At 56.2% G+C, this 25,346-nt stretch carries 29 protein-coding genes and 1 pseudogene; 16 read left to right on the top strand and 14 right to left on the bottom strand.

Annotation, left to right across the window (positions count from 1 at the left end; translation table 11 throughout):
* Positions 1-20: 20 nt before the first annotated feature.
* Positions 21-1,253: a YncE family protein gene (locus ACUTSW_RS11320; protein WP_062869780.1), complete on the top strand. Its 1,233-nt coding sequence runs from the start codon at positions 21-23 to the stop codon at positions 1,251-1,253.
* Positions 1,254-1,410: 157 nt separating this feature from the next.
* On the opposite strand, the gene ACUTSW_RS11315 is transcribed toward ACUTSW_RS11320, so the two are convergent.
* The 3 genes from ACUTSW_RS11315 to ACUTSW_RS11305 form a co-directional block, all read right to left on the bottom strand.
* Positions 1,411-1,659: a hypothetical protein gene (locus ACUTSW_RS11315; RefSeq protein ID WP_445584414.1), complete on the bottom strand. Its 249-nt coding sequence runs from the start codon at positions 1,657-1,659 to the stop codon at positions 1,411-1,413.
* 62 nt (positions 1,660-1,721) lie between these two features.
* Positions 1,722-1,874: a hypothetical protein gene (locus ACUTSW_RS11310; RefSeq protein ID WP_445584413.1), complete on the bottom strand. Its 153-nt coding sequence runs from the start codon at positions 1,872-1,874 to the stop codon at positions 1,722-1,724.
* Positions 1,875-2,020: 146 nt separating this feature from the next.
* Entirely contained in the window at positions 2,021-2,269 is a 249-nt protein-coding gene (locus ACUTSW_RS11305) for a hypothetical protein (RefSeq protein WP_063198199.1), read from the bottom strand.
* Between the two features lie 230 nt (positions 2,270-2,499).
* Here ACUTSW_RS11305 and ACUTSW_RS11300 point away from each other — a divergent pair, with 230 nt between their 5' ends.
* Together ACUTSW_RS11300 and feaR are read left to right on the top strand one after the other, a co-directional pair.
* On the top strand, positions 2,500-3,138 hold the full coding sequence (locus ACUTSW_RS11300) for a DsbA family protein (protein ID WP_062869783.1): 639 nt from the start codon (positions 2,500-2,502) through the stop codon (positions 3,136-3,138).
* 194 nt (positions 3,139-3,332) lie between these two features.
* Complete coding sequence (gene feaR, locus ACUTSW_RS11295) at positions 3,333-4,247, top strand: transcriptional regulator FeaR (RefSeq protein ID WP_445584412.1); 915 nt, start codon at positions 3,333-3,335, stop codon at positions 4,245-4,247.
* A gap of 35 nt (positions 4,248-4,282) precedes the next feature.
* On the opposite strand, the gene ACUTSW_RS11290 is transcribed toward feaR, so the two are convergent.
* The 4 genes from ACUTSW_RS11290 to ACUTSW_RS11275 form a co-directional block, all read right to left on the bottom strand.
* Positions 4,283-5,782 (bottom strand): aldehyde dehydrogenase family protein, encoded by a 1,500-nt coding sequence (locus ACUTSW_RS11290; RefSeq protein WP_445584411.1) that lies wholly within the window; start codon positions 5,780-5,782, stop codon positions 4,283-4,285.
* Between the two features lie 158 nt (positions 5,783-5,940).
* The gene (gene leuE, locus ACUTSW_RS11285; protein ID WP_445584410.1) at positions 5,941-6,579 is read right to left on the bottom strand and encodes a leucine efflux protein LeuE; all 639 of its coding nucleotides are present in this window, start codon (positions 6,577-6,579) and stop codon (positions 5,941-5,943) included.
* Between the two features lie 170 nt (positions 6,580-6,749).
* Entirely contained in the window at positions 6,750-7,610 is an 861-nt protein-coding gene (tehB, locus tag ACUTSW_RS11280; protein WP_445584409.1) for an SAM-dependent methyltransferase TehB, read from the bottom strand.
* 123 nt (positions 7,611-7,733) lie between these two features.
* Positions 7,734-8,204 carry a GNAT family N-acetyltransferase gene (locus ACUTSW_RS11275; RefSeq protein WP_434462444.1) on the bottom strand — a complete coding sequence of 157 codons (471 nt, stop codon included), beginning with the start codon at positions 8,202-8,204 and terminating at the stop codon, positions 7,734-7,736.
* Positions 8,205-8,336: 132 nt separating this feature from the next.
* Between ACUTSW_RS11275 and ACUTSW_RS11270 the strand changes: the two genes are divergently transcribed.
* The gene (locus ACUTSW_RS11270; RefSeq protein ID WP_445584408.1) at positions 8,337-9,452 is read left to right on the top strand and encodes a DUF1615 domain-containing protein; all 1,116 of its coding nucleotides are present in this window, start codon (positions 8,337-8,339) and stop codon (positions 9,450-9,452) included.
* Here the strand turns inward: ACUTSW_RS11270 and ACUTSW_RS11265 are convergent.
* The gene (locus ACUTSW_RS11265; protein ID WP_445584407.1) at positions 9,449-10,057 is read right to left on the bottom strand and encodes a glutathione S-transferase N-terminal domain-containing protein; all 609 of its coding nucleotides are present in this window, start codon (positions 10,055-10,057) and stop codon (positions 9,449-9,451) included. The two genes, ACUTSW_RS11270 and ACUTSW_RS11265, sit on opposite strands and share 4 nt — an antisense overlap.
* A gap of 28 nt (positions 10,058-10,085) precedes the next feature.
* On the bottom strand, positions 10,086-10,931 hold the full coding sequence (locus ACUTSW_RS11260; protein WP_445584406.1) for an alpha/beta fold hydrolase: 846 nt from the start codon (positions 10,929-10,931) through the stop codon (positions 10,086-10,088).
* 65 nt (positions 10,932-10,996) lie between these two features.
* On the opposite strand from ACUTSW_RS11260, the gene ACUTSW_RS11255 reads away from it, so the two are divergent.
* Entirely contained in the window at positions 10,997-11,905 is a 909-nt protein-coding gene (locus tag ACUTSW_RS11255; RefSeq protein WP_445584405.1) for a LysR family transcriptional regulator, read from the top strand.
* A gap of 22 nt (positions 11,906-11,927) precedes the next feature.
* On the opposite strand, the gene ACUTSW_RS11250 is transcribed toward ACUTSW_RS11255, so the two are convergent.
* Positions 11,928-13,604: an alpha-keto acid decarboxylase family protein gene (locus ACUTSW_RS11250; RefSeq protein ID WP_445584404.1), complete on the bottom strand. Its 1,677-nt coding sequence runs from the start codon at positions 13,602-13,604 to the stop codon at positions 11,928-11,930.
* 892 nt (positions 13,605-14,496) lie between these two features.
* Here ACUTSW_RS11250 and pagP point away from each other — a divergent pair.
* The 3 genes and pseudogenes from pagP (at position 14,497) to ACUTSW_RS11235 (ending at position 16,108) form a co-directional block, all read left to right on the top strand.
* Positions 14,497-15,090 (top strand): lipid IV(A) palmitoyltransferase PagP, encoded by a 594-nt coding sequence (pagP, locus tag ACUTSW_RS11245; RefSeq protein WP_174523945.1) that lies wholly within the window; start codon positions 14,497-14,499, stop codon positions 15,088-15,090.
* A gap of 172 nt (positions 15,091-15,262) precedes the next feature.
* Complete coding sequence (locus ACUTSW_RS11240; RefSeq protein ID WP_062869793.1) at positions 15,263-15,748, top strand: DUF2501 domain-containing protein; 486 nt, start codon at positions 15,263-15,265, stop codon at positions 15,746-15,748.
* Positions 15,749-15,845: 97 nt separating this feature from the next.
* Positions 15,846-16,108: pseudogene (locus ACUTSW_RS11235) on the top strand (putative hemolysin).
* A 35-nt stretch (positions 16,109-16,143) separates the two neighbouring features.
* On the opposite strand, the gene ACUTSW_RS11230 reads toward ACUTSW_RS11235, so the two are convergent.
* Positions 16,144-16,761, bottom strand: coding sequence for a hypothetical protein (locus tag ACUTSW_RS11230; protein ID WP_241921218.1), 618 nt, complete (start codon positions 16,759-16,761; stop codon positions 16,144-16,146).
* 173 nt (positions 16,762-16,934) lie between these two features.
* Here ACUTSW_RS11230 and ACUTSW_RS11225 point away from each other — a divergent pair, with 173 nt between their 5' ends.
* Positions 16,935-17,717 carry a DeoR/GlpR family DNA-binding transcription regulator gene (locus tag ACUTSW_RS11225; protein ID WP_041417696.1) on the top strand — a complete coding sequence of 261 codons (783 nt, stop codon included), beginning with the start codon at positions 16,935-16,937 and terminating at the stop codon, positions 17,715-17,717.
* Between the two features lies 1 nt (position 17,718).
* Entirely contained in the window at positions 17,719-18,102 is a 384-nt protein-coding gene (locus ACUTSW_RS11220) for a VOC family protein (RefSeq protein ID WP_445584403.1), read from the top strand.
* Here ACUTSW_RS11220 and ACUTSW_RS11215 read toward each other — a convergent pair whose 3' ends face one another.
* Complete coding sequence (locus ACUTSW_RS11215; protein ID WP_062869798.1) at positions 18,103-19,011, bottom strand: LysR family transcriptional regulator; 909 nt, start codon at positions 19,009-19,011, stop codon at positions 18,103-18,105. It lies immediately after the preceding gene.
* A gap of 126 nt (positions 19,012-19,137) precedes the next feature.
* On the opposite strand from ACUTSW_RS11215, the gene ACUTSW_RS11210 reads away from it, so the two are divergent.
* From ACUTSW_RS11210 to ACUTSW_RS11185, 6 genes are all read left to right on the top strand, one after another.
* Entirely contained in the window at positions 19,138-20,019 is an 882-nt protein-coding gene (locus tag ACUTSW_RS11210) for a pirin family protein (protein ID WP_062869799.1), read from the top strand.
* A gap of 121 nt (positions 20,020-20,140) precedes the next feature.
* Entirely contained in the window at positions 20,141-20,767 is a 627-nt protein-coding gene (ycaC, locus tag ACUTSW_RS11205) for an isochorismate family cysteine hydrolase YcaC (protein ID WP_004949145.1), read from the top strand.
* A 444-nt stretch (positions 20,768-21,211) separates the two neighbouring features.
* The gene (locus ACUTSW_RS11200) at positions 21,212-22,378 is read left to right on the top strand and encodes a type I restriction endonuclease (RefSeq protein WP_062869800.1); all 1,167 of its coding nucleotides are present in this window, start codon (positions 21,212-21,214) and stop codon (positions 22,376-22,378) included.
* A gap of 309 nt (positions 22,379-22,687) precedes the next feature.
* Positions 22,688-23,020: a hypothetical protein gene (locus ACUTSW_RS11195; RefSeq protein ID WP_445584402.1), complete on the top strand. Its 333-nt coding sequence runs from the start codon at positions 22,688-22,690 to the stop codon at positions 23,018-23,020.
* Positions 23,021-23,090: 70 nt separating this feature from the next.
* The gene (locus tag ACUTSW_RS11190; RefSeq protein WP_445584401.1) at positions 23,091-23,555 is read left to right on the top strand and encodes a thiol-disulfide oxidoreductase DCC family protein; all 465 of its coding nucleotides are present in this window, start codon (positions 23,091-23,093) and stop codon (positions 23,553-23,555) included.
* Between the two features lie 87 nt (positions 23,556-23,642).
* The gene (locus ACUTSW_RS11185; RefSeq protein WP_004949148.1) at positions 23,643-23,897 is read left to right on the top strand and encodes a hypothetical protein; all 255 of its coding nucleotides are present in this window, start codon (positions 23,643-23,645) and stop codon (positions 23,895-23,897) included.
* Here ACUTSW_RS11185 and ACUTSW_RS11180 read toward each other — a convergent pair.
* On the bottom strand, positions 23,894-24,445 hold the full coding sequence (locus ACUTSW_RS11180) for a GNAT family N-acetyltransferase (RefSeq protein ID WP_445584400.1): 552 nt from the start codon (positions 24,443-24,445) through the stop codon (positions 23,894-23,896). The two genes, ACUTSW_RS11185 and ACUTSW_RS11180, sit on opposite strands and share 4 nt — an antisense overlap.
* Before the next feature lie 100 nt (positions 24,446-24,545).
* Entirely contained in the window at positions 24,546-25,295 is a 750-nt protein-coding gene (locus tag ACUTSW_RS11175; protein WP_445584399.1) for a DUF2076 domain-containing protein, read from the bottom strand.
* Positions 25,296-25,346: the final 51 nt, after the last annotated feature.

The following is a 25,346-nucleotide window of genomic DNA, read 5'->3' as shown; positions in this document are numbered from 1 at the left end:
TATTTCAAGGAGATAAACGGATGTCTGGAACAATAGGAACACCCCGCGCCTTACTGTCGCTGTTGATTGCAACCTCGTTGGTGGTGGCCGGTGCGGCACAGGCCCGCGATGCCGGGATCAAACCAGAGGATATCCAGCGTCAGGCGTTGTCGTCTGCGCTGGTGGAGATGGCCTACAGCCCGAGCCAGCAGTCGCTGTTCGTCAGCGCGCCGGACTGGAAGGAAGAGGCGCGTTCTCGCGTGCTGCGCCTGGATCCGGCAACGCTGGCGGTGCAGGCGGAGATCCCGCTGCAGGTTAAGGGGTTTGGCGTGGCGCTGGATGATGCCGGTAAACGGCTGTATCTGACGCAGGGCTTCAACGGTTCGGTTGGCGTGGTGGATACTCAGACCAACCGTGCGCTGAGCAGCATCCCGGTGACCGAAAAGACGATGCTTGAGCAGACCTACAAACAGGCGGGCATCAGCGGCAAACGGCTGGAGTTCCTGCTCAAGGAGCTTAAGCGCTTCAAGATCACCGAGGATTACCAGTACCGGATCCGCGAGGTGAAATATGACGCGCAGACCGGTCGCCTGTTCCTGCCGGGGCTGGGATTTGGCGTGGATAGCGTGCTGTTTGTGGTCGACACCCGCAATAACAAGCTGGAAAAAATCATTCCCGGTTTTGGCTATAACGCGGTGGGCATCACGCTCGACGAGAAAGGACGACGGGTATTCGTCTCCAACATGCAGGGGCAGTTGATCACTCTGAATGCCGATACGCTGGCAATCACCTCGACGAAAGAGATCCAGGCGGATCAATTGCTGAACCTGGTGTATGACGGCAAGAATAACCGTTTGTTAGGGGTGGATCAGGGGATCGATCGTGACGATTACCGCAACACTCATCTGGGGCACGACTATGCCAAGCGCAGCAGCGGGCACCGGGTATTTGCTCTGGATGCGGACAGCGGCAAGGTGCTGGCCAGCGAACTGACGGATGAAGTGCCGATCGGCCTGCTGTTGGACGACGGCAACCAACGTCTGTACGTTGCCAACCGTAATGGGATCCGCGTCGAGCAGGGGGCGGGCACCTTGACGGTGTTTGATTCGAACACCCTCAAGCGCTTGCAAACCGTGGCGCTGCCGCCGCACCCTAACAGCCTGGCGTTGGATACGCGCAATAATGTGCTGTTCGTGACGGTGAAAAATGACGGTGCGAGCACCAAGGCCGGCAAACCGGAAAGCGTAGTGCGCATTCAACTGCACAAAAACTAAGGTTACCGCGCTGCGTCAGCCACCGCTGACGCAGCCTTTTCGCCTATCCAGCCTAAACTGCCTTGGTAGGCTTGGTTCCCTTCGTCGGGGCGCTGCATGCTACGCCCACCTGATCACCTTGCGGTGTTTTTTGTCCGCTGTTGGGGTGACTGCAGATTCAATAACCGGAACCATTGTTGTGCTCGGGGCGAACCTCTGGCGCGCGTTTTTCCGGCGTTGGTTTGTGCGTTTTCCTGAGCGGTTTTTTATTGTGATGCGGCTTTGGCGGCATTTTATTGTCATGCGGTTTTTTATTATTCTGATGAATTATCGGTTTTTCATTAGGCTCATTTACCGGCGGCGCCGCGAAGACCTGTACGCTATTTAACGCCATCACGGCGGTGAGGATAAGCATCAGTTTTTTCATTATTACATCCTGAGTTCTGATAAATATATTTTTATTAAGCCCCCTATTAAAGGGGCTGTTATTTAGCGTGGTGCATTAAAGTGATAACCGGGCCCGCCTGGGCCACCGCGCCCGCCGCCACCACCACCGCCACCGCCACCAGGAGGTGGGAATAAACAGCCGGCCAGCATTGCGCTAATAGTCACCGCGCTGATGAACATCAGAATACGACGCATAATATAACCTTTGTCACTAAATCGAGGTGGCTAGTATTATCTTCCGATGCGGAGGTTAGCAATATGGAAAGAGTAGGCAAACCGAAAAGATTCCGTAAGTAAGATTATTCTAATCGGGGAGTGTCGGCCGACTGAGATAATACGGGCTAAAACCCAGCCTTGAGCATCTCTTCTTGCAGTAAATCGACGATCGCGGGTTCTATGTCAGGGAACTGTCGCGTAATGTCCGCAATCGCCCCCGCGACAGAAGGCGCTGAAAAGGTGCCGGAGAAGGGCAGAAGAGGAAGGTTGGCGTCGCTGTCCGGAAACTCGCCGCTGATGGTTCCGGTGATCATCCCTCCTTTCTTTTCCGCAGTGAAGTCATATTCACCCACGTTTTTATTAATCAGTGTCATTTTTACCTCTATATCGCCGGCTCCAGTCGCGGGATTCTTTGCATTCCACTCTCCTTTTTCAAGGATAGTGGTTGAGGTGGAGAATACCAATGAAACGCGGGTTTTCAGGCTTTGATTTTGATGTGTGTCAACTCCCTATACAGAAGGCAATAAAAACTGGATTTGAACCGATAATTTTATTATAAACACCGCCGTTAGGGACAATAGTCGAATCTGAAACGGGAGTGTTTATGTTGGCTAAAATGAATCGATTGATCACCGCTGTGCTACTGATGTTATTGCTTCCTGCCGCCACTGCGGCGGATTATCGCGAAGGCGATCAATATACTCGCCTGGATAAACCGGTGGCCTCCGCCCCTGCGGTGGTGGAATTCTTCTCCTTCTACTGCGGCCCCTGCTACCAGTTTGCCGACACCTACCATGTTGGCAGCACCGTCAGCCAAGCGCTGCCTGCCGGCAGTAAACTGACCAAGTATCACGTTGGCCTGATGGGCAAGCTGGGTAACGAACTGACCGAGGCCTGGTCGGTGGCGATGGTGCTGGGGATTGAGGATAAAATTGAAGGGCCGCTGTTTGACGAGCTGCAAAAGAAGCGCGCCATCAACAGCGTTGAGGATATCCAGCGGGTGTTCAGCGCCGCCGGCGTGGATGCGGCCGCTTATGAAAATGCGCGCCACAGCCTGTTGGTGAAAGGCCTGATCGCCAAGCAAAATGAGGCGGTGAAGGCGCTGGACGTACGTGCGACGCCGTCGTTTTATGTTTCCGGCAAATACAAGATCGATAACGCCGGTATGGCGAGTACCAGCGTCGACGGCTACGCGCAGGAGTTCGCGGCCGTGGTCCGGTATTTGTTGGATACGCAGCCATAACGGCGCGTCGGTAACTTTACTTTGACCGACCCGGCTACGGCCGGGTTTTTCATTTGTGCATGGCGAAATGGGCAATCTGTGATCCTTGCGCCAGATCGCCGTCCCGGCGTTGATTGTGCGTTATCGGGTTGTTATGTTTATTTTCTGTTCAGCAACGCTCGCGGTTTCATCGCGGGTGTTTGAAGGGGAAAACCATGGCAATTTCCGCACAGGTCAGAGACGCCGGATTTGAGGCGTGGTTGGGGAAAATCAATTCCGCCTGCGGCCGGTTCTGCGCCAAGACGCTGGGGCCGGGGTTTAGCGGCGCGATACAGGAGTTTCGCGCGCACGCGCTGCGCTTGAGCGTAGTGGATGCCGCCGAAACCCGGCTGTATCGCACGCCGCAGGAGATTGCCCGCAGCGACGGCTCGCACTTTTTTACCGTTTTTCAACTGCGCGGCAGCGCATTGATGGAGCAAGGCGACCGGCAGGCCGTGTTGTCCACCGGTGACATCACGTTAATCGACGCTGCACGGCCCAGCAGCTTTACCTTTCAACAAGACTCCCGCCAAATTTCCTTACTGATGCCGCGCAGCTATATCGAACAGCCTCTGGGCGTTACCGACTTGCCGTGCGCACGGCGGATTGAGGCGGAAAACAGCGTGGTACGGCTCAGCCGGCAGTTGGTATTGGGCAGCATGCAGAACCCGCAGATGAGCGCCGCGGAGAGCGAGGCGATCCTGAACGCGGTGGCGACGTTGCTGCGCCCGGCGCTTATCGGCCGTGATGCGGTTTCCGAAGCGCAGCCGCAGCTCTTCGCACGTTCGCTGGCGCTTATTGATACGCATATTCAGTCGGAGCAGTTGCGGCCCGAGTGGATCGCCGGGGAGCTTGGCGTTTCGGTACGCAGCCTGTACCGGATGTTCGCCCGTCAGGGGCTGGTGGTGGCCCAGTACATCAAGAACCGCCGCCTGGATCTGTGCGCGCAGGCCTTGCGCAGTGCGCCGGGGCGGCAAAAACTGGCCACGGTCGGCTATGACTGGGGCTTTACCGATCATAGCCACTTTTCTACCGCCTTCAAAGCCCGCTTTGGCGTCTCGCCGAGCGAGTACCGCAAGCAGTATCAGTAGCGCCGCAGGCGGCGCCCTGATGATTTAGCCGATTCTCAATAGCGAATGCACACCGATTTGGTTTCGGTATAGGCGTCCAGCCAGTCGGGGCCAAAGTCGCGGCCGCTGCCGGACTGTTTGAAGCCGCCGAACGGCATGTTGGCGTCGATCAACGTATGCGTATTGACCCACACCGTGCCGGCCTGAATGCGCGGCGTTAAAGCCATCGCCTGTTGCAGGCTGGTGGTCCACAGGCTGGCGGTCAGGCCGTAGTCGGTGTCGTTGGCCTTGCTCAGCGCCTCTTCGGCGTCCGCTACCCGGATCAAATTGACCACCGGGCCAAACACTTCTTCACGCGTCAGGTTCAGCTTGTCGTCCGGATTAATCACCAGCGTCGGCGGGATGTAAAATCCTTGCGGATCCGGCCCGGCAGCGCCGCTGATCAACTCTGCGTGTTTGGATCTGGCATCATCCAGATAGGCCGCCACTTTATTGCGGTGATCGCGTGAGACCAGCGGGTTTATCTGTGCCGTGGCGTCCATGCCCGGCCCGACCGACAGCGATTTCACCGCCTGTTCGAACCCGGCCACCAGCCTGTCGTAAATCGGCGCTTCGATGTAAATCCGCGAACTGGCGGCGCACACCTGGCCCTGGTTGAGGAAACTGCCCATCATCAGGCCTTCGATCACCTGCTGCGGGTCCGCGTCTTTCAGCACGATGGCCGGGTTTTTACCGCCCAGTTCCAGCGTGACGCGCGTCAGGCGATCTGCCGCGCTGCGCGCGATGCTTTTACCGACCGGGGTGGAGCCGGTAAAGCTCACTTTGGCGATCAGCGGGTGTTCGGTCAGCGCCTTGCCGCAACCGGTGCCACGGCCAGTCACCACGTTGAATACGCCCGGCGGGATGCCGGCCTCGGTGGCCAGTTCAGCCATGCGCAGCAGGGTAAGCGGGGTAGTTTCAGACGGCTTGATCACGATCGAACAGCCCGCCGCCAGCGCCGGCATCACCTTCCACATGCCAATCATCAGCGGGAAGTTCCAGGGCACGATGCCAGCTACCACGCCAATCGGCTCTTTACGGGTATAAACCTGATATTTCGCGCCCGGCGGCATCGGGATCGACACATCCAGGGTCTGGCCGACAATCTTGGTGGTCAGCCCGGCGGTATAGCGCATCCAGTTCAGCGTACAGCCCACTTCAAAGGCGCGTGCGATATTGATCGATTTGCCTTGTTCCAGCGTTTCCAACTGGGCCAGCTCTTCGGCGTGTTGTTCAACCAGATCGGCATAGCGCAGCAAGATACGCTCGCGTTCGGCCGGCAAGCGCTGTGCCCAGACCCCGGTTGTGAAGGCTTTATGGGCCGATTGCACCGCACGGGCTACGTCCTGCGCGTTGGCATCGGCGGTGGAGGAGATTTGTTGCCCGTCGGCGGGGTTATACACCGCCAACCGGCCATCGGCGCTGGCTTCACACCATTGGCCGTCGATATACAGCCCGTGTTGACGATCGAGAAAACGCGAAACGCTGTCCATCACTGCTTGGGTATTGTCAGGCATACGCCCTCCTGTCAGACAAAAAAGGTCGTTATCGTTAACCTTCAAAGCCTACAACAGGCGGCCGGGATCGCCTTTTGTCTGCCTGACATTCGGTTTGTGCTGCGTGACAGCCTGCGAGGAGGCAACGGCTGAGACGCTCAGCCGTTGCTAAACAGAGATTACGAACTGAGCGTCGCCAGGCGGGTGGCGAAGCCGAGGAACAGCAGGCCAATCAGGCCGTTGCCCAGTTTTGCCAGCCCTTTCTTATGGGTAAAGAAGTGCGCCAGCATCGCGCCGGAGAAGATCAGCGTGGTCATGTAAATAAAGCTGACCGACTCGAGGATCACGGCCAGGATAGTGAACGACAGGCCGGTGTGGGCATAGTTGAAATCGATAAACTGCACGAAGAACGACACGTAAAACAAAATCGCCTTCGGGTTGGTCAGGCTCAGCGTCAGCGATTTGCGCAGGATGCTGTGGCTGCCTTCCACCTGCTGTTGTTGCGCTGCGTTTTTCTGGATAAAGGTAGCGTAGAGGATTTTTGCGCCCAGGAACAGCAGGTAAATCGCACCGAGAAAACGCACCAGGGTAAACAGGAACGGTGTGGTACGGATCAACGAAGCCACGCCGATATAGGCGCAGAAGATCAGGATCGCATCGCCGATAAACACGCCCAGCGCAGCGGTATAGCCGGCGCGTACGCCGCGTGAAACCCCGGTTTTCAGTACGTACAGCGTATTCGGGCCCGGCAGGATGATGATGAAAACCACCCCGGCCAGATAGGTCCAAGGATTCAGGACGCCAAAACTTTCTAACACAATAACCTCTCCATGCGCGGAACTGACAGGCAAAAAAACTGGCTACGCCCGTAGCCGTGCGCGATCCTAACGCCGCAGAGGTGGGTTGGCAACGTAATAAACTTCATGTTGTTTGCCGAAAATGGCGTCAGTCGACATCCGCGGCGCTGACGCCAATCTTTTGCTCAGGATTAGGGCTTTCGTGCCAGCAGCGTGGCGAAACGCAGGGAGATGCGGTTGCCGGCGGTGTCGGTTCGGTGCAGTTGGCCAACGTCTTCGTTGTACTTGAGAATTTCCCAGCCCCGGTAATAGTCTTTAAGCTCACCCGGTTTAAAGGTGAACGGAAAAGGCAGGCTGCAAGGGTAATCCGGGGTATCCATCGCCGCGACGATCAGGTTATGGCCGCCGCTGAGGGTGCCATTGCGCATCTCTTGCACCAGGGAGGGGATCCGCTCTCGGTTAAGGAACATGAACACCACGGTGGAAAGAATAAAGTCGTATTCGCCGCTGACAGAGTGGGTGTTGAGATCCTGCGCGCCGGCGCGGATGTGCGACAGGGCTTCGCTGTCGATGATGCCGTTGAGCTTATCAATCGACGGCAAGTGTTTGTCCCAGGCGGTGACGTCAAAGCCTTTCAGGTTGAGATAAAGTGAATTGCGCCCGCCGCCGCAGCCCAGATCCAGCGTCTTGCCGGGGGCGATTTGCCGCGCGGCTTCGATCACTTCCGAATGGGTGCGTGTCAGCTCATATTTTTTAGCGTAGTAATCTTCCTGCGAACAGTAGAAAGCCAGTTGGCAGATCATGTCGTCCGAGAATGAAACGATGCGGTGCCATTGCTGCGGTTCGATAAACGGCGGTTGGCTCTCGGGGCTGAACTGCCAGGTTTCGGTGGTTTCGCCTTCTTGCGTCATCAGCGCGAAGGTCAGGGTGCCGCTCAGCAGGGTAAGCCTGGCCCAGGTGCCGGTCTGGGTGTTGTGTTTTTGCTGGAAGGCGGCCGGCAGCGTTGCGCTGTTCCATTGCGGCAGCGTTTTATAACAAAGCAGATCGTTCATGCGTCTCTCCTGAGGCAGGGCGTTGCCGGCGCGTGGCGGGCGAACAAAATGATTTTATATGTTGCATGTAAAATACATGTTTATTGGCCTTTTGAAAATGCCTGCAAGGAGGAAAGGCGCGGTTTACAGCCTGCGATGCATGCGGGTGTTGACCGCCTTGAAGCCCAGCCGGGCGTACAGCCGCGCCGCAGTCGGGTTGTCGTTGAAGACCGCCAGCTCGGCATATTCCGCGCCGTCGGCCCGGCCGGCGTCCAGCACCGCGTTCAGAATTTGCTCGCCGTAACCTTTGCCGCGCCAGGCGGTTACTACTTCAAAATCATAAATAAACAGCTGCTTGCCGTAAGTTCGTTGTTCTATGGCGTACCAAACGATGGCGATATTTTCCGCCGAGCCCGCCAGCCGAGCGCAAACCAGCCGATGGCCCGACGTTGTCGCCCCGTTGGGCAGCGAGTCGTTGAAGGAGGCGGTAGCTTCAACCAGCGCCTGCTCCCGGTTCAACAGCAGCACGCGCGCCAGATCCTTAGCGTATTCTTCGATGCCGTGGGTGCGATAGCGCTCAAATTCTTGCGGGCTCATGTCCCTGAGTTCAATCATTGGATTATCCCTTGATGTTTATTTCGCCGTCAGAGCTTAGCCCAGGCGATCTGATCCGCCTATTTTTAACTGGATCGCGTTCTCCGGCTGGGCTAACGTCAGTGCAGATTATGCCAAACGATCAGGGAAAAGATGTCAATTCGCCGTTATATCAACTCGATGACCTTGCGTCCGTTGAGCCTGGCCGCGCTGCTGGTGCTGGCCGGTTGTACTACGAAAACCACGACGGCGCCGGAGCATCGCCCCGCCGACGTCAAGGCGCAACTGGTGCGGCTGATGCCGGCCAACGCGGCCGATCGCCAGGGTTGGGCCACCGACATCACCGCCGCCTTTGCCGCACAGGGCATAGAACCGAACACCGAAAACCTGTGTTCGGTGTTGGCGGTGACCGAGCAAGAGTCGACCTTCCAGGCCAATCCGCCGGTCGCGGGGTTGCCCAGCATCGCCTGGAAAGAGATCGACCGCCGTGCCGACCAGTTGCATATCCCGAACTTCCTGGTGCATACCGCACTGCTGATCAAATCGCCGAACGGCAAAAGTTACAGCGAGCGGCTGGATAAGGTGCGCACCGAGAAGGATCTGAGCGATATCTTTGATGACATGATCGATACGGTGCCGATGGGGCAAAAGCTGTTCGGCAGCCTGAACCCGGTGCATACCGCCGGGCCGATGCAGGTGAGCATCGCCTTTGCCGAGGCGCATGCCAAAGGTTATCCGTACCCGATCGACGGCTCGATCCGCCGTGAAGTGTTCAGTCGCCGTGGCGGTATGTACTTTGGTATCGCGCACCTGTTGGGCTACCCGGCCGACTACAGCCAGCCGATCTACCGCTTTGCCGATTTCAATGCCGGCTGGTACGCCAGCCGCAATGCGGCGTTCCAGAGTGCGGTCAGCCGGGCGAGCGGCATTCCGCTGGCGCTGGACGGTGACTTGATTAACTACGGCACCGATAAGCCCGGTTCCACCGAGCTGGCGGTGCGCACGCTCGGCAAAAGGTTGGATATGAGCGATTCGGCGATTCGCGGGGCGCTGGAGAAAGGGGATCTGCTCGAGTTTGCCGATACCCGTCTTTATGAGCGGGTCTATGCCCTGGCGGAAAAAACGGCCGGCAAGAAACTGCCGCGCGAAATGCTGCCAGGTATCCAGCTGGAAAGCCCGAAAATCACCCGTAAACTGACCACCGCCTGGTTTGCCAAGCGGGTGGATGAGCGGCGCCAGCGTTGCCTGGCGCGCGCGTCGGCAGGTTAAACCTGCGGGGTGCTGATAAACGCGGGGTGTCGCTCGGCTTGGGCGGCAAATGCCGCCAGCACCGGGTGCGCCTGCGCGGTGATCCGTTCGGGCAGCATCAGTTGAGTAAAGCTCCAGGCCACTGCCACGCTGACCTCCGCGCTGCCCATAACCTGCGGTATGGCGACGGTTTGCGCCAACAGTTTTTCCAGTTCGGCGTAAGCCGCCAGCAATTGGCCCTGAACGCGATCTAGCCACGGCTGATGCTGTTTCTCCTGCGGGCGCTGCTGCTGTTCATAAACGATTTGCACCGTTTTTTCGCAGGCGGCCAGCGCCAGCCCGGTCAGTTGCAAAGCGCGCAGCCGTGCGGGTCCGTGCGCTGGCAACAGGGCCTGGCCGGCGGGAACCAGCCCGGCGGCGTACTCCAGAATTAGCGACGAATCCATCAGGATTTGATCGTCGGCCAGCACCAGCGTCGGGGCTTTCACCACCGGATTGAGGGTTTTGAACCGTTCAAAATCGCGAAATACCGACACTGCGCGATGTTCAAATTCGACGCCCAATAATTTCAGGCAAATAGCCACCCGGCGCACATAGGGTGAATCCAGCATGCCAATCAATTGCATCAGGTTTTCTCCTGGGCATATTGCCCGTTTAAAGTGAATGTATAAATGCCGCCAACAGTTGCGCCACCGTCTCCGGCGCGTCTTCCATGAGAAAATGCCCCGCGCGGGGGATCACCTGTAGCCTGGCATCGGGAATGTCGGCCTGCAAAGGGTAGGCGTAACCGACCGGTTGCCATTCATCGTTTTCGCCCCACAGGATCTGCACCGGCAGGCGCAGTTCGGGCAGGCGTTGTGCGAAATCCTCAGTATAGCGGGCGTTGTAATGGGCGATTTGCTGCTGATAGAACGCCGGTTGGCCGACCACGCCGACGATCGGCGCCAAATAGCGCTGCAATAATTCCCCTTTCATCAGCGATTTGTCGAACACCGCCATTTTCAGTTGTCGCTCCAGGGTTTGCTCATGCTGCCGCTCGTCCATCACGGCGTACTGACGATAGTTATCACGAATGCCGCGCCAGGTGGGTGAAGGCCAGGAATCGTAGCTGCAAATATCCGCGATGGTCAGCGAGCGAAAGCGCTCCGCATGGCTAAACGCCGCACGCAATGACAGCGCGCCGCCAATATCGTGACCAAAGACGTGGGCGGTATCCAGTTGCCAGTGGTCCAGCAGGCCAATCAGCAGCTCCGCCTGTGCGGCAATCGACGTGTCTGCCGACAACGGGCGTTCTGACGCGCCAAAGCCCAGCAAATCGTAGAGGTGGACCTGAAAGCCCGCAGACGTCAACCCGGGCAGCAGATTACGCCAGATTATCGAGTGGGCGGGCGTACCGTGCACCAGCACCAGCGGATCGCCTGCACCGTGCACGCCGGCGGCAATGCGATGGCCACCGACGATAATGTGCCGATTGAGCAGGGTAGGGAAGTCGTTCATCATGATCTCTCCATGGGTTGGCTGTACTCAACCTACGCATTCTCTTTTCATGACGCCAATGACAAGTTATGGTGAATAAATCCCACTTTTGTCATGGCGTGCTGATGACCCCGCGTTTATCCATTGATGCATTACGAGCGCTGCAAAGCGTCATTGATACCGGCAGCATGACGCGCGCCGCGCAACAGCTCAATCTCAGTCAGTCGGCGGTGAGCTGGAAAATCAAACGGCTGGAGGAACAACTGGGGCGCATTCTGATCGATCGTCAGGGCGGCATGTTGACCGCCACCGCCGACGGCGAGGCGCTGCTGCTGCACGGACGGCGCATCCTGCAGGCTCACGATCGGGCGCTGGCCCACTTTTCATCTTCATCATTGCAGGGCGTGGTGCGTTTTGGCGCCACGGAACAGATGCCGCTGGCCCAATTGGCCGCTTTGCTGACGACATTTACCCATCAGCATCCGCAGGTTGACGTGCAGTTGGTGATTGAACAAAGCCAGGTATTGCGTGCTGCTCTCGCGAAAGGGGATCTCGACCTGGTGCTGCATCAGCAGTTCCGCGATGCCCTGAGCACCGAGGATGTGGCGCTGGAAAGCGAACGCATTCATTGGTGCGTACCGCCTGGATGGCATTACCAGCCGGGCGAGAGGGTGAAGCTGGTGAGCTACGGGCCGGACTGTTTTTACCGCGGCCTGGCGGAGGAGCGCCTGAGCGCGGCGGGCATCGATTACCGGGTCTGCGTAGAGTGCCCCTCGATAGCCGGCATGCTGGTGGCCATTTCTGCGGGCATGGGGATTGGCCTGCTCAGCCAGCAATGTCTCGATCGCCGGGTGCAGGTCGATGCCGGGTTTGAACGCAGCATGCCGTTGCCCGAAGTGGTGAATGCGCTGCGCCTGGGGGCCAAACGGCATCATCCGCTGCTGCAAAGGCTGCAACAACGGATCGTACAGGCGCTGGGGAAAACAGCCGCTTCCTGAGAAGCGGCGGATAACGGCGCGGTTAGGCGCGGCGCGGGTTGGTGAGGCCGAAGTTGAAGTTATTGCAGCGGTTGCAGAACTCTTTCATCACCGGCGGAGTATCCATCATCGGCACCTTGACTTCGATAAAGGCCAGCCGATCCTGGCGTGAAGCCTGTTCCAGCGCCAGCTCCAGTTGTTGAGTGGTTTCGACCGCCACGCTGAACGGCGTAGCCTGGGTGTTGAGCACCGCCGGCAGTTTGGCGTAATCCCAGGGGCCAATGTCGTTGTAAGACGAATTCTCCCCGAGAATGTAGCGCTCTATGGTGTAGCCGTCGTTATTAATCAGGAAAATGATGGGTTTTTGCTCATAGCGCAGCAGGGTGGAGACCTCCTGGGCGGTGAGCTGGAAGGAGCCATCGCCAATAAACAGCAGATGCCGACGATGTGGCGCGGCCATCAGGGTGCCGAGCAGCGCCGGCAGGGTATAACCAATCGACCCCCAGATCGGCTGATTAACCACTTTCACGCCGTCCGGCATGCGCATGCCGCCAATCGCCGCCCCTGAGGTGCCGTTCTCCACCACCAGCACGTCATCCGCCTGAATAAAGCGCTGCATCCGTTGCCAGAAATAGGCCTGATCGAGAGCCGCTTCGCCCGGCGTCGCCAGCCTGTATTTTTGTTCGGGGAGCGGTGCCAGCGGCGGGGGCGTTATGCCTTTATCCAGCGCCAGCAGCGCTTGCAGCAGGTCCGCCGCCGCTACCGCCGGGTAGGAGGTATTGCCCAGTTTCAGCGAGAAAGGCTGAATATCAATTTGCGCGCCGGCAGGGATTTGATGCGAGAAATAACCGGTGGTGGAATCGACCAGGCGTACGCCGAAGGTCAGCACGCAGTCGGCGTTCGCCATGTGCTCGTACAACTCGGGGCGCGACAGGTCGCCGCTGTAACCACCCATCCAGCCCGCGGTGGTTTCCGGGATAATGCATTTTGCCGTCGGCATGTTGGTGAGTGGGATCGCAAATTTATGGGCAACCTCGATCACTAATTGCTGAAGCTGAAAGCGATCCACCATTTGGTCGACCAGAATAATCGGTTTTTTTGCCTGTTTGATGCGCGCCAGCAGTGCCATCGCCGCCAGTTGGACATTATATTGGTCGCTTTGCGGTAATTGTGGTGGCGTGCTCGTCTGGGCTATTTCAATTTCTACATCGCAAATATCGGAAGGCAACTGTAAATAAACCGGTTTCTTTTCCGTCCAGGCGCGGGAAATAACGCGCGGAATTTCCACTGCCGCATTTTCCGGTGTGATTAACGCTTGGGCGACGGTGAACTGTTTAAAGCAGTTCATGACGTTATCAAAGTTACCGTCCGCCAGCGTGTGGTGCAGCAGTTCATGATTTTTCATCGCATGCAGCGGCGGGGTGCCGGACAGGCAGATCACCGGTGCGGATTCGGCATAGGCGCCGGCAATGCCAGACAGCGCGGCCAGGTCGCCAACGCCGTAGGTAGTGATTAGCGCTCCGGCACCTTTCAACCGCGCATAACCGTCGGCGGCATAAGAGGCGTTCAGTTCGTTACAATTACCGATAAATTCAAGTTCGCCTTGCTGTTCAATCAGTTCCAGCAGCGCCAGGTTATAATCGCCGGGCACGCCATAAATACGATCGATGCTCAGGGTACTGAGCTGTTGCAGAATAAAGGCTCCAATAGTGATCTTCATGTGTTTCTCCGGATTTTATCTCTTTTCTTTTATCAGGCAGAAATCAGCAAAATACATTGCCGGCGATGTCGTGTGGCGAATGAGTAAATAGCCCGCTCTGGTGCAAACGGTTTTTTCTCGCTGGCTTTAACCATTATTTAAACACCCCACTTGTTCAAGTTAGGGCTGCGGTGGGGTGAACGGCGGGATTGTATTCGGGGGTTTACGTTGTCGGTAATCAATATTAAAAATAAGGTTATTGGGCGGTGGCATTTTTCATTGCATCTGATTGAACAGTAAAATCGGGATAGGGCGCGCAGATAATGGGGCGTTCGGCAATCTCTCGGTACTTTTGCCGGCAGGGGTAATCCCCTTTTTTTATTACCGCGACTTTTTTGCTTTTCTCGTTTTGTTTGCCGCAATAAATAACTCTTTTTAAGTATCCCCGGTGGGGAGCTCATTAAATTGCAGGTTGTTATCCGCAGGCGATGAAAGCGTATCTTCAATAGTGCTTTGATGTAATGGCTCCTTTACAGGGGGGCTATATTCTGGCGAGCCGTCTGTTTGCTGGGGGCAGCCCGCCCAGCGGGCTTTCAGCCGCGGTTGCAAACGGGGTGGCCATCACATTCCTGTTCCGGGCGACAGTAACGATTTCGCTACACTTTGCTTAAAGACGAAGATCGGCCAACGCGGGGGAGACCTCCATTATTGCGGAGTTTTCCGACAGACGGGGTATTGGGGGATCAGTAGGCTGAGCGCCCGTAACAGGACTCACGGAATGATATTCCTTGCCGACGGTTAAACTTAACCGAGTTGCAATGAGGTGGGAAAAAAATCTTGGATAAATAAGATACAGCTTGATCTTGCTAATGCGATCGGTAAGAATCCCCGGCCTTAATTTTACAGGAGCTTTATGATGTTTTTTAAACGGACAATTATGGCTTGCTCGATGGCGTTGATGTTTCCTGCACTACCTTCTTACGCAGAGGTTGGTGCAGGAAATAGCAATTCCGTACAGGCTGAAAAACCGGGGCTGTGGCAACGTTTCACCGATAACGTATCGGAAACCTGGAATAATTCGCCGAATAAAGACATCTATCTGCCGGCCATCACCTGGCATAACCGCTGGACTTACGATGACGAGCACATCGACAAGTACAATGAGCGGCCCTGGGGCGCTGGTTATGGCATCTCGCGCTACGATAGCGACGGTGACTGGCACGGCATCTATCTGATGGCGTTCAAGGATTCGTTCAACAAGTGGGAACCGATCGGCGGTTACGCTTACGAGAAAATCTGGCGGCCGCTGGATGACAAGGATTTCCGCCTGGGATTGGGCTTTACCGCCAGCATTACCGCGCGGGATAACTGGAACTACATTCCTATCCCGGCGCCGTTGCCGCTGGCGTCGATCGGCTATAAACAGCTGACCTTCCAGGCGACCTACATTCCCGGCACTTATAACAACGGCAACGTGTTCTTCGCCTGGCTGCGCTGGCAGTTCTGATTTCCAGCGGGCCGTTGGGTCCGCTGCTCTCCCCCCAAAATTACCTGAATTCTGAAAAACGGCTGCTGCAACAGATAAAAGGAACTTGTCGGCAACGGTGGCGTCGGAAGAGGTGACCCGGCGCATTGCGTAGAGCGCGCCGTTTTCGGGAAATAACAGGAGCTTTACCCCCATGAATACCAAACATCGTTTACTGTTGGCGCTGACCTTGACCACGGCTATGACCTGCGGGGCAGCGCAGGCTGCCGGACTGATGGATTCCATCAGCAGCGCCGCCGGTGAACTGACCAAGTCAGGGGGCAGCACTGGCGGCACCTCGCTGTCTTCCCTGACCGGCCTGCTGAATGGCGGCGATAAAGCGCTGAGTTCCGGCAGCATGACCAACGCTGCCGGCATCCTGCAATATTGCGTGAAAAACAATGTGTTGTCGGCCAATGGCACCGAAGCGGTGAAAGACCAATTGCTGAGTAAGTTAGGCATCAGCAGCACGGAAAACGCCAAAAGCCAGGACTACCAGCAAGGGTTGGGCGGTCTGTTGAAAACCGGCGAAGGCAAAAGCCTGGATCTGAACAACCTGGGCGTTTCGCAAATCACCGAGAAAGTGAAGCAAAAAGCCTGCGATCTGGTGCTCAAGCAGGGCGCGTCCTTTATTTCCTGATAGCCTGAACGGCGGGGGCTGCGGCCACCCGCCGTTTTTATTTCCCCGTCGTATTTCAAGCTGCAACGTGAAATTCATGGGGGCGATAAGAGCAAAAATGAAAAAAATTCTAATGGCCTCCCTGTTGGCAGGGGGACGCTGCTACAAGGTTGTGCGGTAAAAACGCCGGAGGCGCCGCCACCGCCGCAGGTGAAAGCGGTCGGGATGGCAAACCCGGCAGACGTTTATTGCACCGAGATCGGCGGCAAGCTGAACGCCAGGCACAACGCCGACGGCCAGTATTCCACTTGCACCTTGCCGAGCGGCCAGGAAATCGAGAGCTGGGAATTGTTCCGGCGCGATCACCCGGTGAAGAAGTAAGCCTGACGGCATCGGAGCCTTCATCTGGTGCCGTATCAGAACTCGCGATCGCTGATGGATTGGAACTCGATGCCGCTGTTCGAGCCCATCTTCAGCGGCATCCGCCAATCGCTGTCTTTGCCCAGGGTGAACGCTTTGGAGCGGAAGTTGCAGCCGCTCTTGATGTTCTTGATTTTCATCACGTGTTCCGCTGTTGAATCGATTTTGACATCGAAGTTGCCGGCGGCGGGAATAAACACCTCCGCCAGCTGTTGCGGCGCTGCGGGCGTTTCCAGCCTGACCAACACCGCAAAATCGTTGCCTTGATTGTCCAGCGTCAGACGATGCAGGCCGGCATTGGCCCGGCGTTCCGGCTGATGCAGATAGCCTGCCGAGGCTGGCCAGGCTTGCCCGGCATTGTCGTGCAACGGCCCGCCGCACTGTTCACGCGCTTCGCGCAGCGGCATTTCACGCAGGCTTGCCCGGTTGTAATCGATGGGGGTGGTCGTCACAAATTCATCGTCATGTTGATGTGCGCGCAGATAACGTTTGGCGCTGAATACCCCAGCGGCAATCAGCATAAAGAAGATAAAAATCGTCAGGCGATTCCTGAAGAGGGATCCGAACAGCCTGCCCGGTAATTGAAATAGCCACTTCGCGATTTTCAACAGCATCTTTTTCCCTTAGCGCCCAAGCCGTTACGTTCTGCGGTAACGATGCTTGCCTCAGTATAGCCAACATCTTGCCGACGAAAATCCCTCCCCGGCATTTTTCTTTCTCCTGATTGTTGTACGTTTTTGTTCGTTTGTGTACATTCGTGATCGGTTATTCACCTTTGAGCCGTAAAATGTCCAAACTGTTACCCAATGAACGTCATGACGCGATCCTCGCCACCTTGCAGCGCCAGGGGCGGGTGCTGGCGGCTGAAATGGCGGAACGCCTGAATACCACCGAAGCCACCATTCGGCGCGATCTGCGCCAACTGGCGGCGCAAAACCTGTGCAAGCGCATTTATGGCGGCGCGCTGGCGCCCACGCCGGCATCCGGGCCGATGAGTGAACGGCTGCATTTAAGCGGCGACGAGAAGCAGGCGCTGGCGCTGGCCGCGCGGGAGTTGGTGACGCAGGGGCAGATCATTTTCCTTGATGCCGGCAGCACTCATCTGTATCTGGCCGACCTGCTGCCGCGCGACCAGCGGCTGACCGTCGTCACTAACGCACTTTCCATCGCCGGTAAAATGTTGGAGCGGCCGGGGATCCGCACGATTTTAATCGGTGGCGAACTGGATGCCGAGGTGGGCGGCTGCGTGGATGCGAAAGCCGCGCAGGAAATTGACGGTTTTCATTTTGATATGGCCTTTATCGGCATCTGTGCCTACGACCCGGCCAGTGGCTTTTCGGCGCTCAATTACCAGGATGCCCAGTTCAAACAGCGCCTGCTGACGCGCTCGGGCAACGTCGCGGTGCTGTGCACCCGCGACAAACTCAACACCTTCGCCCCTTACACCTTTCTGCCCGCCGGGCGAGTCGATTATCTGGTTACCCTGAGCGGCGGGCATCCGCAACTCGAACAGCAGGTGATCCAGGGAGGCGGCAAGGTGTTGTATGGCGATTCACCTAACGGAGACTGAGATGAAAATAGCCCATGTTGCACTGTGGACCCGCGATATCGATGCCCAGATGGCGTTCTGGCAGCGCTATTTCAACGGCGTTGCCGGCGAGGAATATGTTAGCCGCAACCGCCCAGGTTTTGTTTCCCGCTTTGTCAGCCTGGCTAGCGGTCCGCAGTTGGAAATTATGCGCCTGCCAGATCTGCTGCCGGCGGAACAGGCCAACGAGCGCGTGGGCTGGGCGCATATCGCGCTGTCGGTCGGTGGCGAGGGCCAGGTCGATATGTTGGCGCAGCGCGCCCGGCAGGAGGGTATCCTGCAGGCACCACCGCGCTGGACCGGCGATGGTTTTTATGAGGCGATCATCCGCGATCCCGACGGTAACACCATCGAAATTACCGCCTGATCACTCTTCCTCGAGGATCGCGAACTGCCGGGACAAATAATCGAGCAGCAACCGAACCGCCGGCAGCAGCCCACGGCGCGACGGATAGACCGCATGCACAACGCCGCCCTGCGGTTGCCAACCGGGCAGCAATGGCACCAGCTCACCGCGCAGCATGTTGTCGCGCATCATCATCGACGGCAACTGCACAATGCCGACGCCGGCAATCGCCGCGGTACGCAGCATCAGCATATCGTCGGTAACCAGCCGCGGCCTGTGCTCCCATTCCACTTTCTCACCGGCCGGCCCGGTCAGTTGCCACTGGTGCTGTGCCCGCGCCGGCCCAAGATCGAGCGTCGGGTATTTATCCAATTCGTCAGGCCGTTGCACCGGGCCAAGGGTCCGAACCAGCGCGGGGCTGGCGGCGATGTACCAGATGCGTTGAGCCAGGATCTTCAACACCAGATCGCTGTCTTCCAGCGGCGGCGGCCGCACGCGGATCGCCAGATCCAGGCCTTCGCCCACGACGTCCACCCGGCGATTGGTGGCTTCCAGATGGACCGTCACTTTGGGGTAATCGGCCATAAAGGCCGCCACCATACTGCCGACGCGGGTATGCAGGAGCGCCACCGGGCAAGACATGCGCACCGTTCCGCAGGGCTCCGCGCGGGTTTGCTCAATGGCCTGCTGCGCGGCGTCGGCCTCCACCAGCATCGCCTTGCAGTGAACATAATAGTTCTGACCGACTTCGGTGACGGAGAAACGCCGGGTTGAACGCTGGATCAGGCGTACGCCCAGGCGCTCTTCCAGCAGCGCCACGCGGCGGCTGAGCTTGGACTTCGGAATGCCCAACGCCCGGCCGGCCGGTGCAAATCCCTGATGATCGACCACGCTGGCGAAATAAAACAGATCGTTCAAATCGGTGAACATCGCCCGTCCCTATCGTTCCATATGTAGAACGCTGAGTGTACATCTTGCCTACTACTGCGGCAAATGGCGTTCAATTAGACTTCTGACATCAACCTAAGGTCGCGAGACCTGAAACAGGAGTTCAAGATGAAAAAGATCCTCGGCATTTACGACAGCCCTGAAGCTCATTGGGTCGGCAACGGTTTCCTGGTGAATTCGCTGTTCTCCTACAACGATTTGGGGGCGGAAATGAGCCCGTTCCTGCTGTTGGATCATGCCGCACCAACCAAATTCCGTTCCGCCTCCGGCACCCGCGGCGTTGGTCAGCACCCGCATCGCGGGTTTGAAACGGTGACCATCGTGTATCAGGGGGAAGTGGAGCACCGCGATTCCACCGGCAGCGGCGGGGTGATTGGCCCCGGCGACGTGCAATGGATGACCGCCGCTTCGGGTATTTTGCACGAAGAGTTTCATTCACGGGATTTCTCGCGCAACGGCGGCACCATGGAAATGGTGCAACTGTGGGTCAATCTGCCGGCCAAGGACAAAATGGCCGAGCCGGGTTACCAGACGCTGCTGAATGCGGATATTCCGGTGGTTCCGCTGGCGGACGGCGCAGGGCAGGTGCGGGTGATTGCCGGTAACTTTGGCGGCCACGCCGGCCCGGCACGCACCTTCAGCCCGCTCAATGTGTGGGACATGAAGCTGAACGCCGGCCACACCACTACGTTGACCGTGGAAGAAGGCCATACCCTGGCGTTGGTGATGCTGCACGGTGCCATTCATGTTAACGGCGAGGAAGTGGTGCGCGAAACCCAAATGGTCAGGTTTGACCGTGCGGGCGATTCGATCACTATCGAAGCCAACAACGATGTCGCCTTGCTGGTGTTGAGTGGCGAACCTATCGATGAGCCTATCGTCGGCTACGGCCCGTTCGTGATGAACAGCGACGCTGAGATCCAGCAGGCTTTCAGCGATTTCAACGGCGGCAAGTTCGGCACTATGGCGGCTGAGTACGGGGCGAGTTAAACCATCCCTGCTGGCCCGGAGCAAGTTCTCCGGGTCAGACACTACACTTAAACCTTTGCGCTCCCGGCGTTGTGGCCGGGGCGCTATATCCGCAATAATCAAAACCCAACAGGAGTAAACCATGGCTGCAAATTACAAACGCCTCGACAAGGATCAGGCCGCCGTATTGCTGGTGGATCATCAGGCAGGGCTGCTTTCGCTGGTACGTGATATCGATCCCGATCGTTTTAAAAACAACGTACTGGCGCTGGGTGATTTAGCGAAGTATTTCAACCTGCCAACCATCCTGACTACCAGTTTCGAAGAGGGACCGAACGGCCCGCTGGTGCCGGAACTGAAGGCACAATTCCCTGACGCACCTTTCATTCCTCGCCCGGGGCAGATTAACGCCTGGGATAACGACGACTTCGTAAAAGCGGTAAAAGCCACCGGTCGCAAACAGTTGATTATCGCCGGCGTGGTCACCGAGGTATGCGTGGCGTTCCCGGCGCTGTCCGCCCTCAGCGAAGGCTTTGAGGTGTTTGTGGTCACCGACGCCTCCGGCACCTTCAACGAGCTGACGCGTCAGTCGGCCTGGAGCCGAATGGAAGCCGAAGGCGCGCAACTGATGACCTGGTTCGGCGTGGCCTGTGAGCTGCACCGCGACTGGCGCAACGATGTGGAAGGGCTGGGCGCGCTGTTCTCCAATCATATCCCGGACTACCGTAATCTGATGACCAGCTACAGCACGCTGACTCGCGGTAAATAAGATCTGATGGAGCGCAGCTGTAAGCTGCGCTCCACGCAGGAAATAAACTTTGTGATGTTGAGTTATTGAAATATTTTATTAAATAAATCTGTCTGTTATCCCTTCCATTTAGCTTATCTCCTTCCTGATACCGATGAAATTTGACAAAAAACGCGTAAAAAAAACGGCATTTAATTGTCTTTGGAATTATTAATTTGCTATAGATTTATTTGGTTAAAATACATAGCCGATTATTTCTGTTCGTGCATCAATTTTTTCAAAATGGCTTTGCTCAAAGTCTGGCCCTTCTGCTATATATTTAATGTTTAAAGATTAATGTGATTTTATTTCAGAAATAAAAATGAGTGGGCAGCCTATTAGGCGGTTCATGTGAAAGTAGTAAATTTTTCTGCAGATGTCATTTTAAGAAATGACGGACTTTTCACACAGCAAGAGGGATGGTTGATGAATGCATTCAGAGATAAACTCAAAGCACATGTGAATCATGTGGCTACGGTCGGCCAACATTGCAATACGGAAGAAACAACAAAGCAGGCACTGATTTTGCCACTATTAGAAATTCTTGGTTTTCATCCTTATGACCCAACGAAAGTGAAGGCAGAGTATGGTGCTGATTTCCCAGGAGTAAAGGTGGGTGAGCGGGTTGATTACTCTCTTTTCTGTCATGCGGTGCCTGTTATGTTTATTGAAGCTAAATCCTTCAATCAAAACCTAACAAACCATAGCCCACAGCTTTCACGTTACTTTAATGCTACCCCAGAAGTCACCGTGTCTGCGATCACCAACGGAAAAGAGTGGCGTTTTTTCACCGATCTTAAAGATAAAAATATCATGGATGACGCGCCATTTCTGAAGATAGATTTTAATGATTTGAATGATTCTGATATTGAACAGCTTTATAGGTTTAGGCATGATCAATTCCAGCCTGAGGCTCTCAGAACGTTGGCTGAGGAGAGCATTTACTTAACATCATTCACAAAAACAATCAGTGCAAGCTTAAGGGATGTGGACATGGATTTTGTCAGGTATGTGGCAAATCGATCTAATGTTCAGCGTCAACTTAACCAGCGTTTTCTTGAAACTATAACGCCTTTGGTTCGTTTGGCGGTTGAGAAGGCGGTGAGTGCAATGGTTGTTTCCGGTCTGTCTGTAACTTCTGAAAGTGCAGCCCTCTCTGAAAGCGGCCCGAAAAGTGAGGAAAAGAACAACACTGACCCACTGGCGCCGATTATTGATCCAGAAAACAGCAAGATTGTTACTACCCATGCTGAAAGAGCTTTATTCGACAATGTGGCGATGATTCTCGGAGAGAGCGCAGATCTGACAGCAAAAGACACTGAGAGTTATTACAGTATCTTGTTCCAGGGGAAGACTACTCGATGGATTCTACGTTATTTTGATAGTAAACAAAGGCCTACCATTTTACTCCCTTTGGAGATCAATGAAGAGAGGCATGCTGAAATCATCCGCGCCGGTTTAGAACTCGCTGCTGGGGGACATATCATCATTGATAGGCCAGAGAATATTTTGCGACTGACGGGGTTGATCATCGATTCTTATCATTATTGTATTGACGATGAAAACTTCCGGCAGAAGAAAAAATCACAGTAGTAATAACCCGTTAGGCTAGATTTATCCGTTAATAACAAGCGGTCTCAGCCTGTGCATATGAGTGGTAGGTGCTTTATAAATCCGGTTTAACTGACGAACCCTTTTTCTAGTGTTTGCAATTTCTAGTGTTTGCAATAAGGAATGATCAAATAAATTTCCCATGATCTTTACAAGATCCTTAAGCTTTGATCACGTTGGCGTCAGGATGTAAGCAAAGATCATCGGTGTGAAAAGGTCGTGAAAAGCGGCTTTCTCATCTGCCGGGGGCGGGGTAGGTTAAACCTAATCCCGGCAAATGAGGTCAATATCATGAAAAATGCACGCAAAGTACTGGCACTGCCTTTCCTGGCCGCCGCGACGCTGTTCAGCGTCAGTGCGCTTTCCGCTCCGGCTCCGACAGATAAAAATGCGCCGCCAGCAGGACAAGACTTCCGCTTGCCGTCTTTCCCTGAGGGGCATATGCCCAAACCTGGCTTCTGTCACGGTGGGGAGGTGTTCTGCGCCACCTCTGCCAGCGACAACCCGACCGAAACCATCAATAAGCTGACCTCGGTGATCCCGGCTGGCAGCGCCAAGCATTATGAGGTACGAATTTCGGTCGTGGCATTGCCGGATACGCCGCCAGCACCGCCGGCCCCTTAAAGACCGCATCAGTCTGCTGGCTCTGGGGGGGAATGCGCGCTAGTCTGGGGTGATCACCTCAGGAGGCAGGATGAATTCGCCAAAGCTCCCCCCTAATCTCTCTTCTTATCTACAGCCTGGCGATCGGGTGCTGTTATTCGATGGCGAATGCAATCTTTGCCATGGGTTGGTGAGATTTCTGATCCGCGCCGATCGACAAGCCAAAATCCTGTTGGCGACGGTGCAATCGGCGGAAGGGCAGGCGATCCTGCGCTGGCTGGGGTTGCCCACTGACTCTGTCGATTCCATCGTTTATCTTGAGCAGGGGCACCATTGGCTGCGTTCGGAGGCGTTTTTTCAGGCGTTGCGCCAGCTTGGTTGGCCAGTTCGCCTGTTGGCGTTGGCACGCTTTCTGCCGCAACGGTTGGCCGATGGGGTTTACAATGCGGTGGCGAGCAATCGCTACCGGCTATTTGGCCGCAATGACGGCACCGCCTTGCCCGGCGCCGATCTGCCGGGGCGCTATCTGCATTCCGGCTCCCGCCGCTCCCGCTGAGCTTTACGCTTCTTTACCCTTTAATTGCTTGAAATATCAGCATACTGGCTCCATATAATGGAACGTTCAGCCAAAAAAGGAGTGCGTATGGGAATCAGTGAAGAAGAGCATCTCCGCCGTTTAACCCACGAAAAGAACGCTGTGGGGAATTCGGCGAAATGGGTAGCGATAGTTTCAGCCGTTTACTTTGCCCTGATGGTGTTTTACGGCCACCCGATTGGTGTGATGGCCATGTCCGGGGTGATCTTTATCGTTTCTACCGCCATCTGGTTGAAGAAGCGCAAGAAAGTGAAATCCTATCGTCGGGTGCTGGCGGAAATCAACGACGACGCCTCCGTTTAACCGCCCTGATAGTCGCTGCGCATCAGGGTATAAATCAGGCTTGGCTCGGCGCCAGGCACGTCGTTTAGCGTATCCACCAAGCGCAGTCCCGCTTTTTCCAACACGTGACGTGAGGCCTGGTGGTTTGCACGCACGGTGGCGGAAATCTCATTCAACCCCAGGAGTTCGAAGCCATATTCGAGCGCAGCCAGCGCCATCTCCGTGGCCAATCCCATTCCCCAGACCTGCGTATCGAAGCGGTAACCCAGATTCACCGTGCGCTGCGCGCCGAGCGGATGCCACGACAGCCCGCCGAAGCCGATGATCCACTCCGGCCGTTCACGTAGCGCAATCGCCCAAGAGCCATAACCGTGTTGCCGCCATGTATTTATGCGTTCAGTAAGCACCTGCTTAGCCTGCTCTTCGCTGACGACGGGGCCGGCAGGGTTGAAGCGCTGGGTTTCAGGATCGCCGAAAATGGCGTAAAACCTGGCCAGATCGTCGGCCACCGGTGGGCGCATTACCAAGCGGGTGCTGATATAGGGATCGGTAGGGGACATCTTCGGCATGGATTCTCGTAACCTGCTGTGATTGGGCAGGTTTAACTGTAGACCAACTGCGCGGGGGAGAAAACATAAACCCCCTCTCCGGGCGGAGAGGGGGGCAGAATCAGATAAATGAATCGTCGTCGCTGTAGTCGTCATCCGCGAAATCGGCGCTGTCGTCGGCTTGATAACCTGCGTTCTGGAAACCGTTGTCCTGATTCAGGAAGCGGCTGTCGCCGTTGTTAAAGGTGTCGAGGTTGTTGGATGCGTCAAACTCCCTCATTGCGCTGTCGTCCACCGGCTGTGCCGGCGTTTCGTCGATAATGTTCACAATCTCTTGCGGCTGCGAATGGCGGAACATGCCGGTCAGCATGTCGGCCAACACCACGCCACCCGCCACACCTGCCGCAGTTTGCAATGCGCCGCCGAGGAACCCGCCGGCCCGAGAAGGCGCAGCCGCTTGCTGTGGTGCTTGTTGTGGCTGCTGCTGCGGGGCATAACCCGCCTGCGGCTGATTATTCCAGGCTGCATTATTCTGCTGTTGCGCCTGGTACTGATCGCGCGGGCTTGGCGTATTGCGGCTGCCACCGCCGAACAACCCGGCCAGGAAGCCGCCGCTGCTCTGTTGGCTGGCGCTATTTTGCTGCTGCTGAGCGATCTGGTTCTCCAGATCTTTTACCCGCTGGTCCAGTTGCTTCAGCGCCGCTTCCTGAATGATCATCGCCTGCGCCATATAATAAGGCGCAGAAGGTTGTTCACGGATGTGCTGGTTGATGAGCTGCTCTGCCTGGAGATCCCTCTGGCCCGTCTTGGTCTCGGCTTCTTTCAAGCGGCCAAACAAACCATCGATAAGGCGTTGTTCTTCAGATTGCATAGGGTTACCTCAGGAGATAAATAACAAAGCTTGATGATGATTATCATCGGT

The organism is Serratia sp. TSA_198.1 (genome assembly GCF_052686505.1).
The sequence above is the reverse complement of the archived record's forward strand: the minus strand, read 5'-3'. Positions and strand labels throughout refer to the sequence as shown.

Bases quoted from the DNA above. Each gene is read 5' to 3' on its own strand.
- ACUTSW_RS11220 (WP_445584403.1), top strand. From the start codon at position 17,719: ATGAAAATAGCCCATGTTGCACTGTGGACCCGCGATATCGATGCCCAG.
- feaR (WP_445584412.1), top strand. From the start codon at position 3,333: ATGGCAATTTCCGCACAGGTCAGAGACGCCGGATTTGAGGCGTGGTTG.
- ycaC (WP_004949145.1), top strand. From the start codon at position 20,141: ATGGCTGCAAATTACAAACGCCTCGACAAGGATCAGGCCGCCGTATTG.
- ACUTSW_RS11320 (WP_062869780.1), top strand. From the start codon at position 21: ATGTCTGGAACAATAGGAACACCCCGCGCCTTACTGTCGCTGTTGATT.
- ACUTSW_RS11230 (WP_241921218.1), bottom strand. From the start codon at position 16,761: ATGCTGTTGAAAATCGCGAAGTGGCTATTTCAATTACCGGGCAGGCTG.
- pagP (WP_174523945.1), top strand. From the start codon at position 14,497: ATGATGTTTTTTAAACGGACAATTATGGCTTGCTCGATGGCGTTGATG.
- ACUTSW_RS11275 (WP_434462444.1), bottom strand. From the start codon at position 8,204: ATGATTGAACTCAGGGACATGAGCCCGCAAGAATTTGAGCGCTATCGC.
- ACUTSW_RS11190 (WP_445584401.1), top strand. From the start codon at position 23,091: ATGAATTCGCCAAAGCTCCCCCCTAATCTCTCTTCTTATCTACAGCCT.
- ACUTSW_RS11185 (WP_004949148.1), top strand. From the start codon at position 23,643: ATGGGAATCAGTGAAGAAGAGCATCTCCGCCGTTTAACCCACGAAAAG.
- ACUTSW_RS11215 (WP_062869798.1), bottom strand. From the start codon at position 19,011: ATGTTCACCGATTTGAACGATCTGTTTTATTTCGCCAGCGTGGTCGAT.
- ACUTSW_RS11225 (WP_041417696.1), top strand. From the start codon at position 16,935: ATGTCCAAACTGTTACCCAATGAACGTCATGACGCGATCCTCGCCACC.
- ACUTSW_RS11200 (WP_062869800.1), top strand. From the start codon at position 21,212: ATGAATGCATTCAGAGATAAACTCAAAGCACATGTGAATCATGTGGCT.
- ACUTSW_RS11305 (WP_063198199.1), bottom strand. From the start codon at position 2,269: ATGACACTGATTAATAAAAACGTGGGTGAATATGACTTCACTGCGGAA.
- ACUTSW_RS11315 (WP_445584414.1), bottom strand. From the start codon at position 1,659: ATGAAAAAACTGATGCTTATCCTCACCGCCGTGATGGCGTTAAATAGC.
- ACUTSW_RS11310 (WP_445584413.1), bottom strand. From the start codon at position 1,874: ATGCGTCGTATTCTGATGTTCATCAGCGCGGTGACTATTAGCGCAATG.
- ACUTSW_RS11210 (WP_062869799.1), top strand. From the start codon at position 19,138: ATGAAAAAGATCCTCGGCATTTACGACAGCCCTGAAGCTCATTGGGTC.
- tehB (WP_445584409.1), bottom strand. From the start codon at position 7,610: ATGAACGATCTGCTTTGTTATAAAACGCTGCCGCAATGGAACAGCGCA.
- ACUTSW_RS11250 (WP_445584404.1), bottom strand. From the start codon at position 13,604: ATGAAGATCACTATTGGAGCCTTTATTCTGCAACAGCTCAGTACCCTG.
- ACUTSW_RS11180 (WP_445584400.1), bottom strand. From the start codon at position 24,445: ATGCCGAAGATGTCCCCTACCGATCCCTATATCAGCACCCGCTTGGTA.
- ACUTSW_RS11260 (WP_445584406.1), bottom strand. From the start codon at position 10,931: ATGATGAACGACTTCCCTACCCTGCTCAATCGGCACATTATCGTCGGT.
- ACUTSW_RS11175 (WP_445584399.1), bottom strand. From the start codon at position 25,295: ATGCAATCTGAAGAACAACGCCTTATCGATGGTTTGTTTGGCCGCTTG.
- ACUTSW_RS11290 (WP_445584411.1), bottom strand. From the start codon at position 5,782: ATGCCTGACAATACCCAAGCAGTGATGGACAGCGTTTCGCGTTTTCTC.
- ACUTSW_RS11255 (WP_445584405.1), top strand. From the start codon at position 10,997: ATGGTGAATAAATCCCACTTTTGTCATGGCGTGCTGATGACCCCGCGT.
- ACUTSW_RS11300 (WP_062869783.1), top strand. From the start codon at position 2,500: ATGTTGGCTAAAATGAATCGATTGATCACCGCTGTGCTACTGATGTTA.
- ACUTSW_RS11265 (WP_445584407.1), bottom strand. From the start codon at position 10,057: ATGCAATTGATTGGCATGCTGGATTCACCCTATGTGCGCCGGGTGGCT.
- ACUTSW_RS11240 (WP_062869793.1), top strand. From the start codon at position 15,263: ATGAATACCAAACATCGTTTACTGTTGGCGCTGACCTTGACCACGGCT.
- ACUTSW_RS11195 (WP_445584402.1), top strand. From the start codon at position 22,688: ATGAAAAATGCACGCAAAGTACTGGCACTGCCTTTCCTGGCCGCCGCG.
- ACUTSW_RS11270 (WP_445584408.1), top strand. From the start codon at position 8,337: ATGTCAATTCGCCGTTATATCAACTCGATGACCTTGCGTCCGTTGAGC.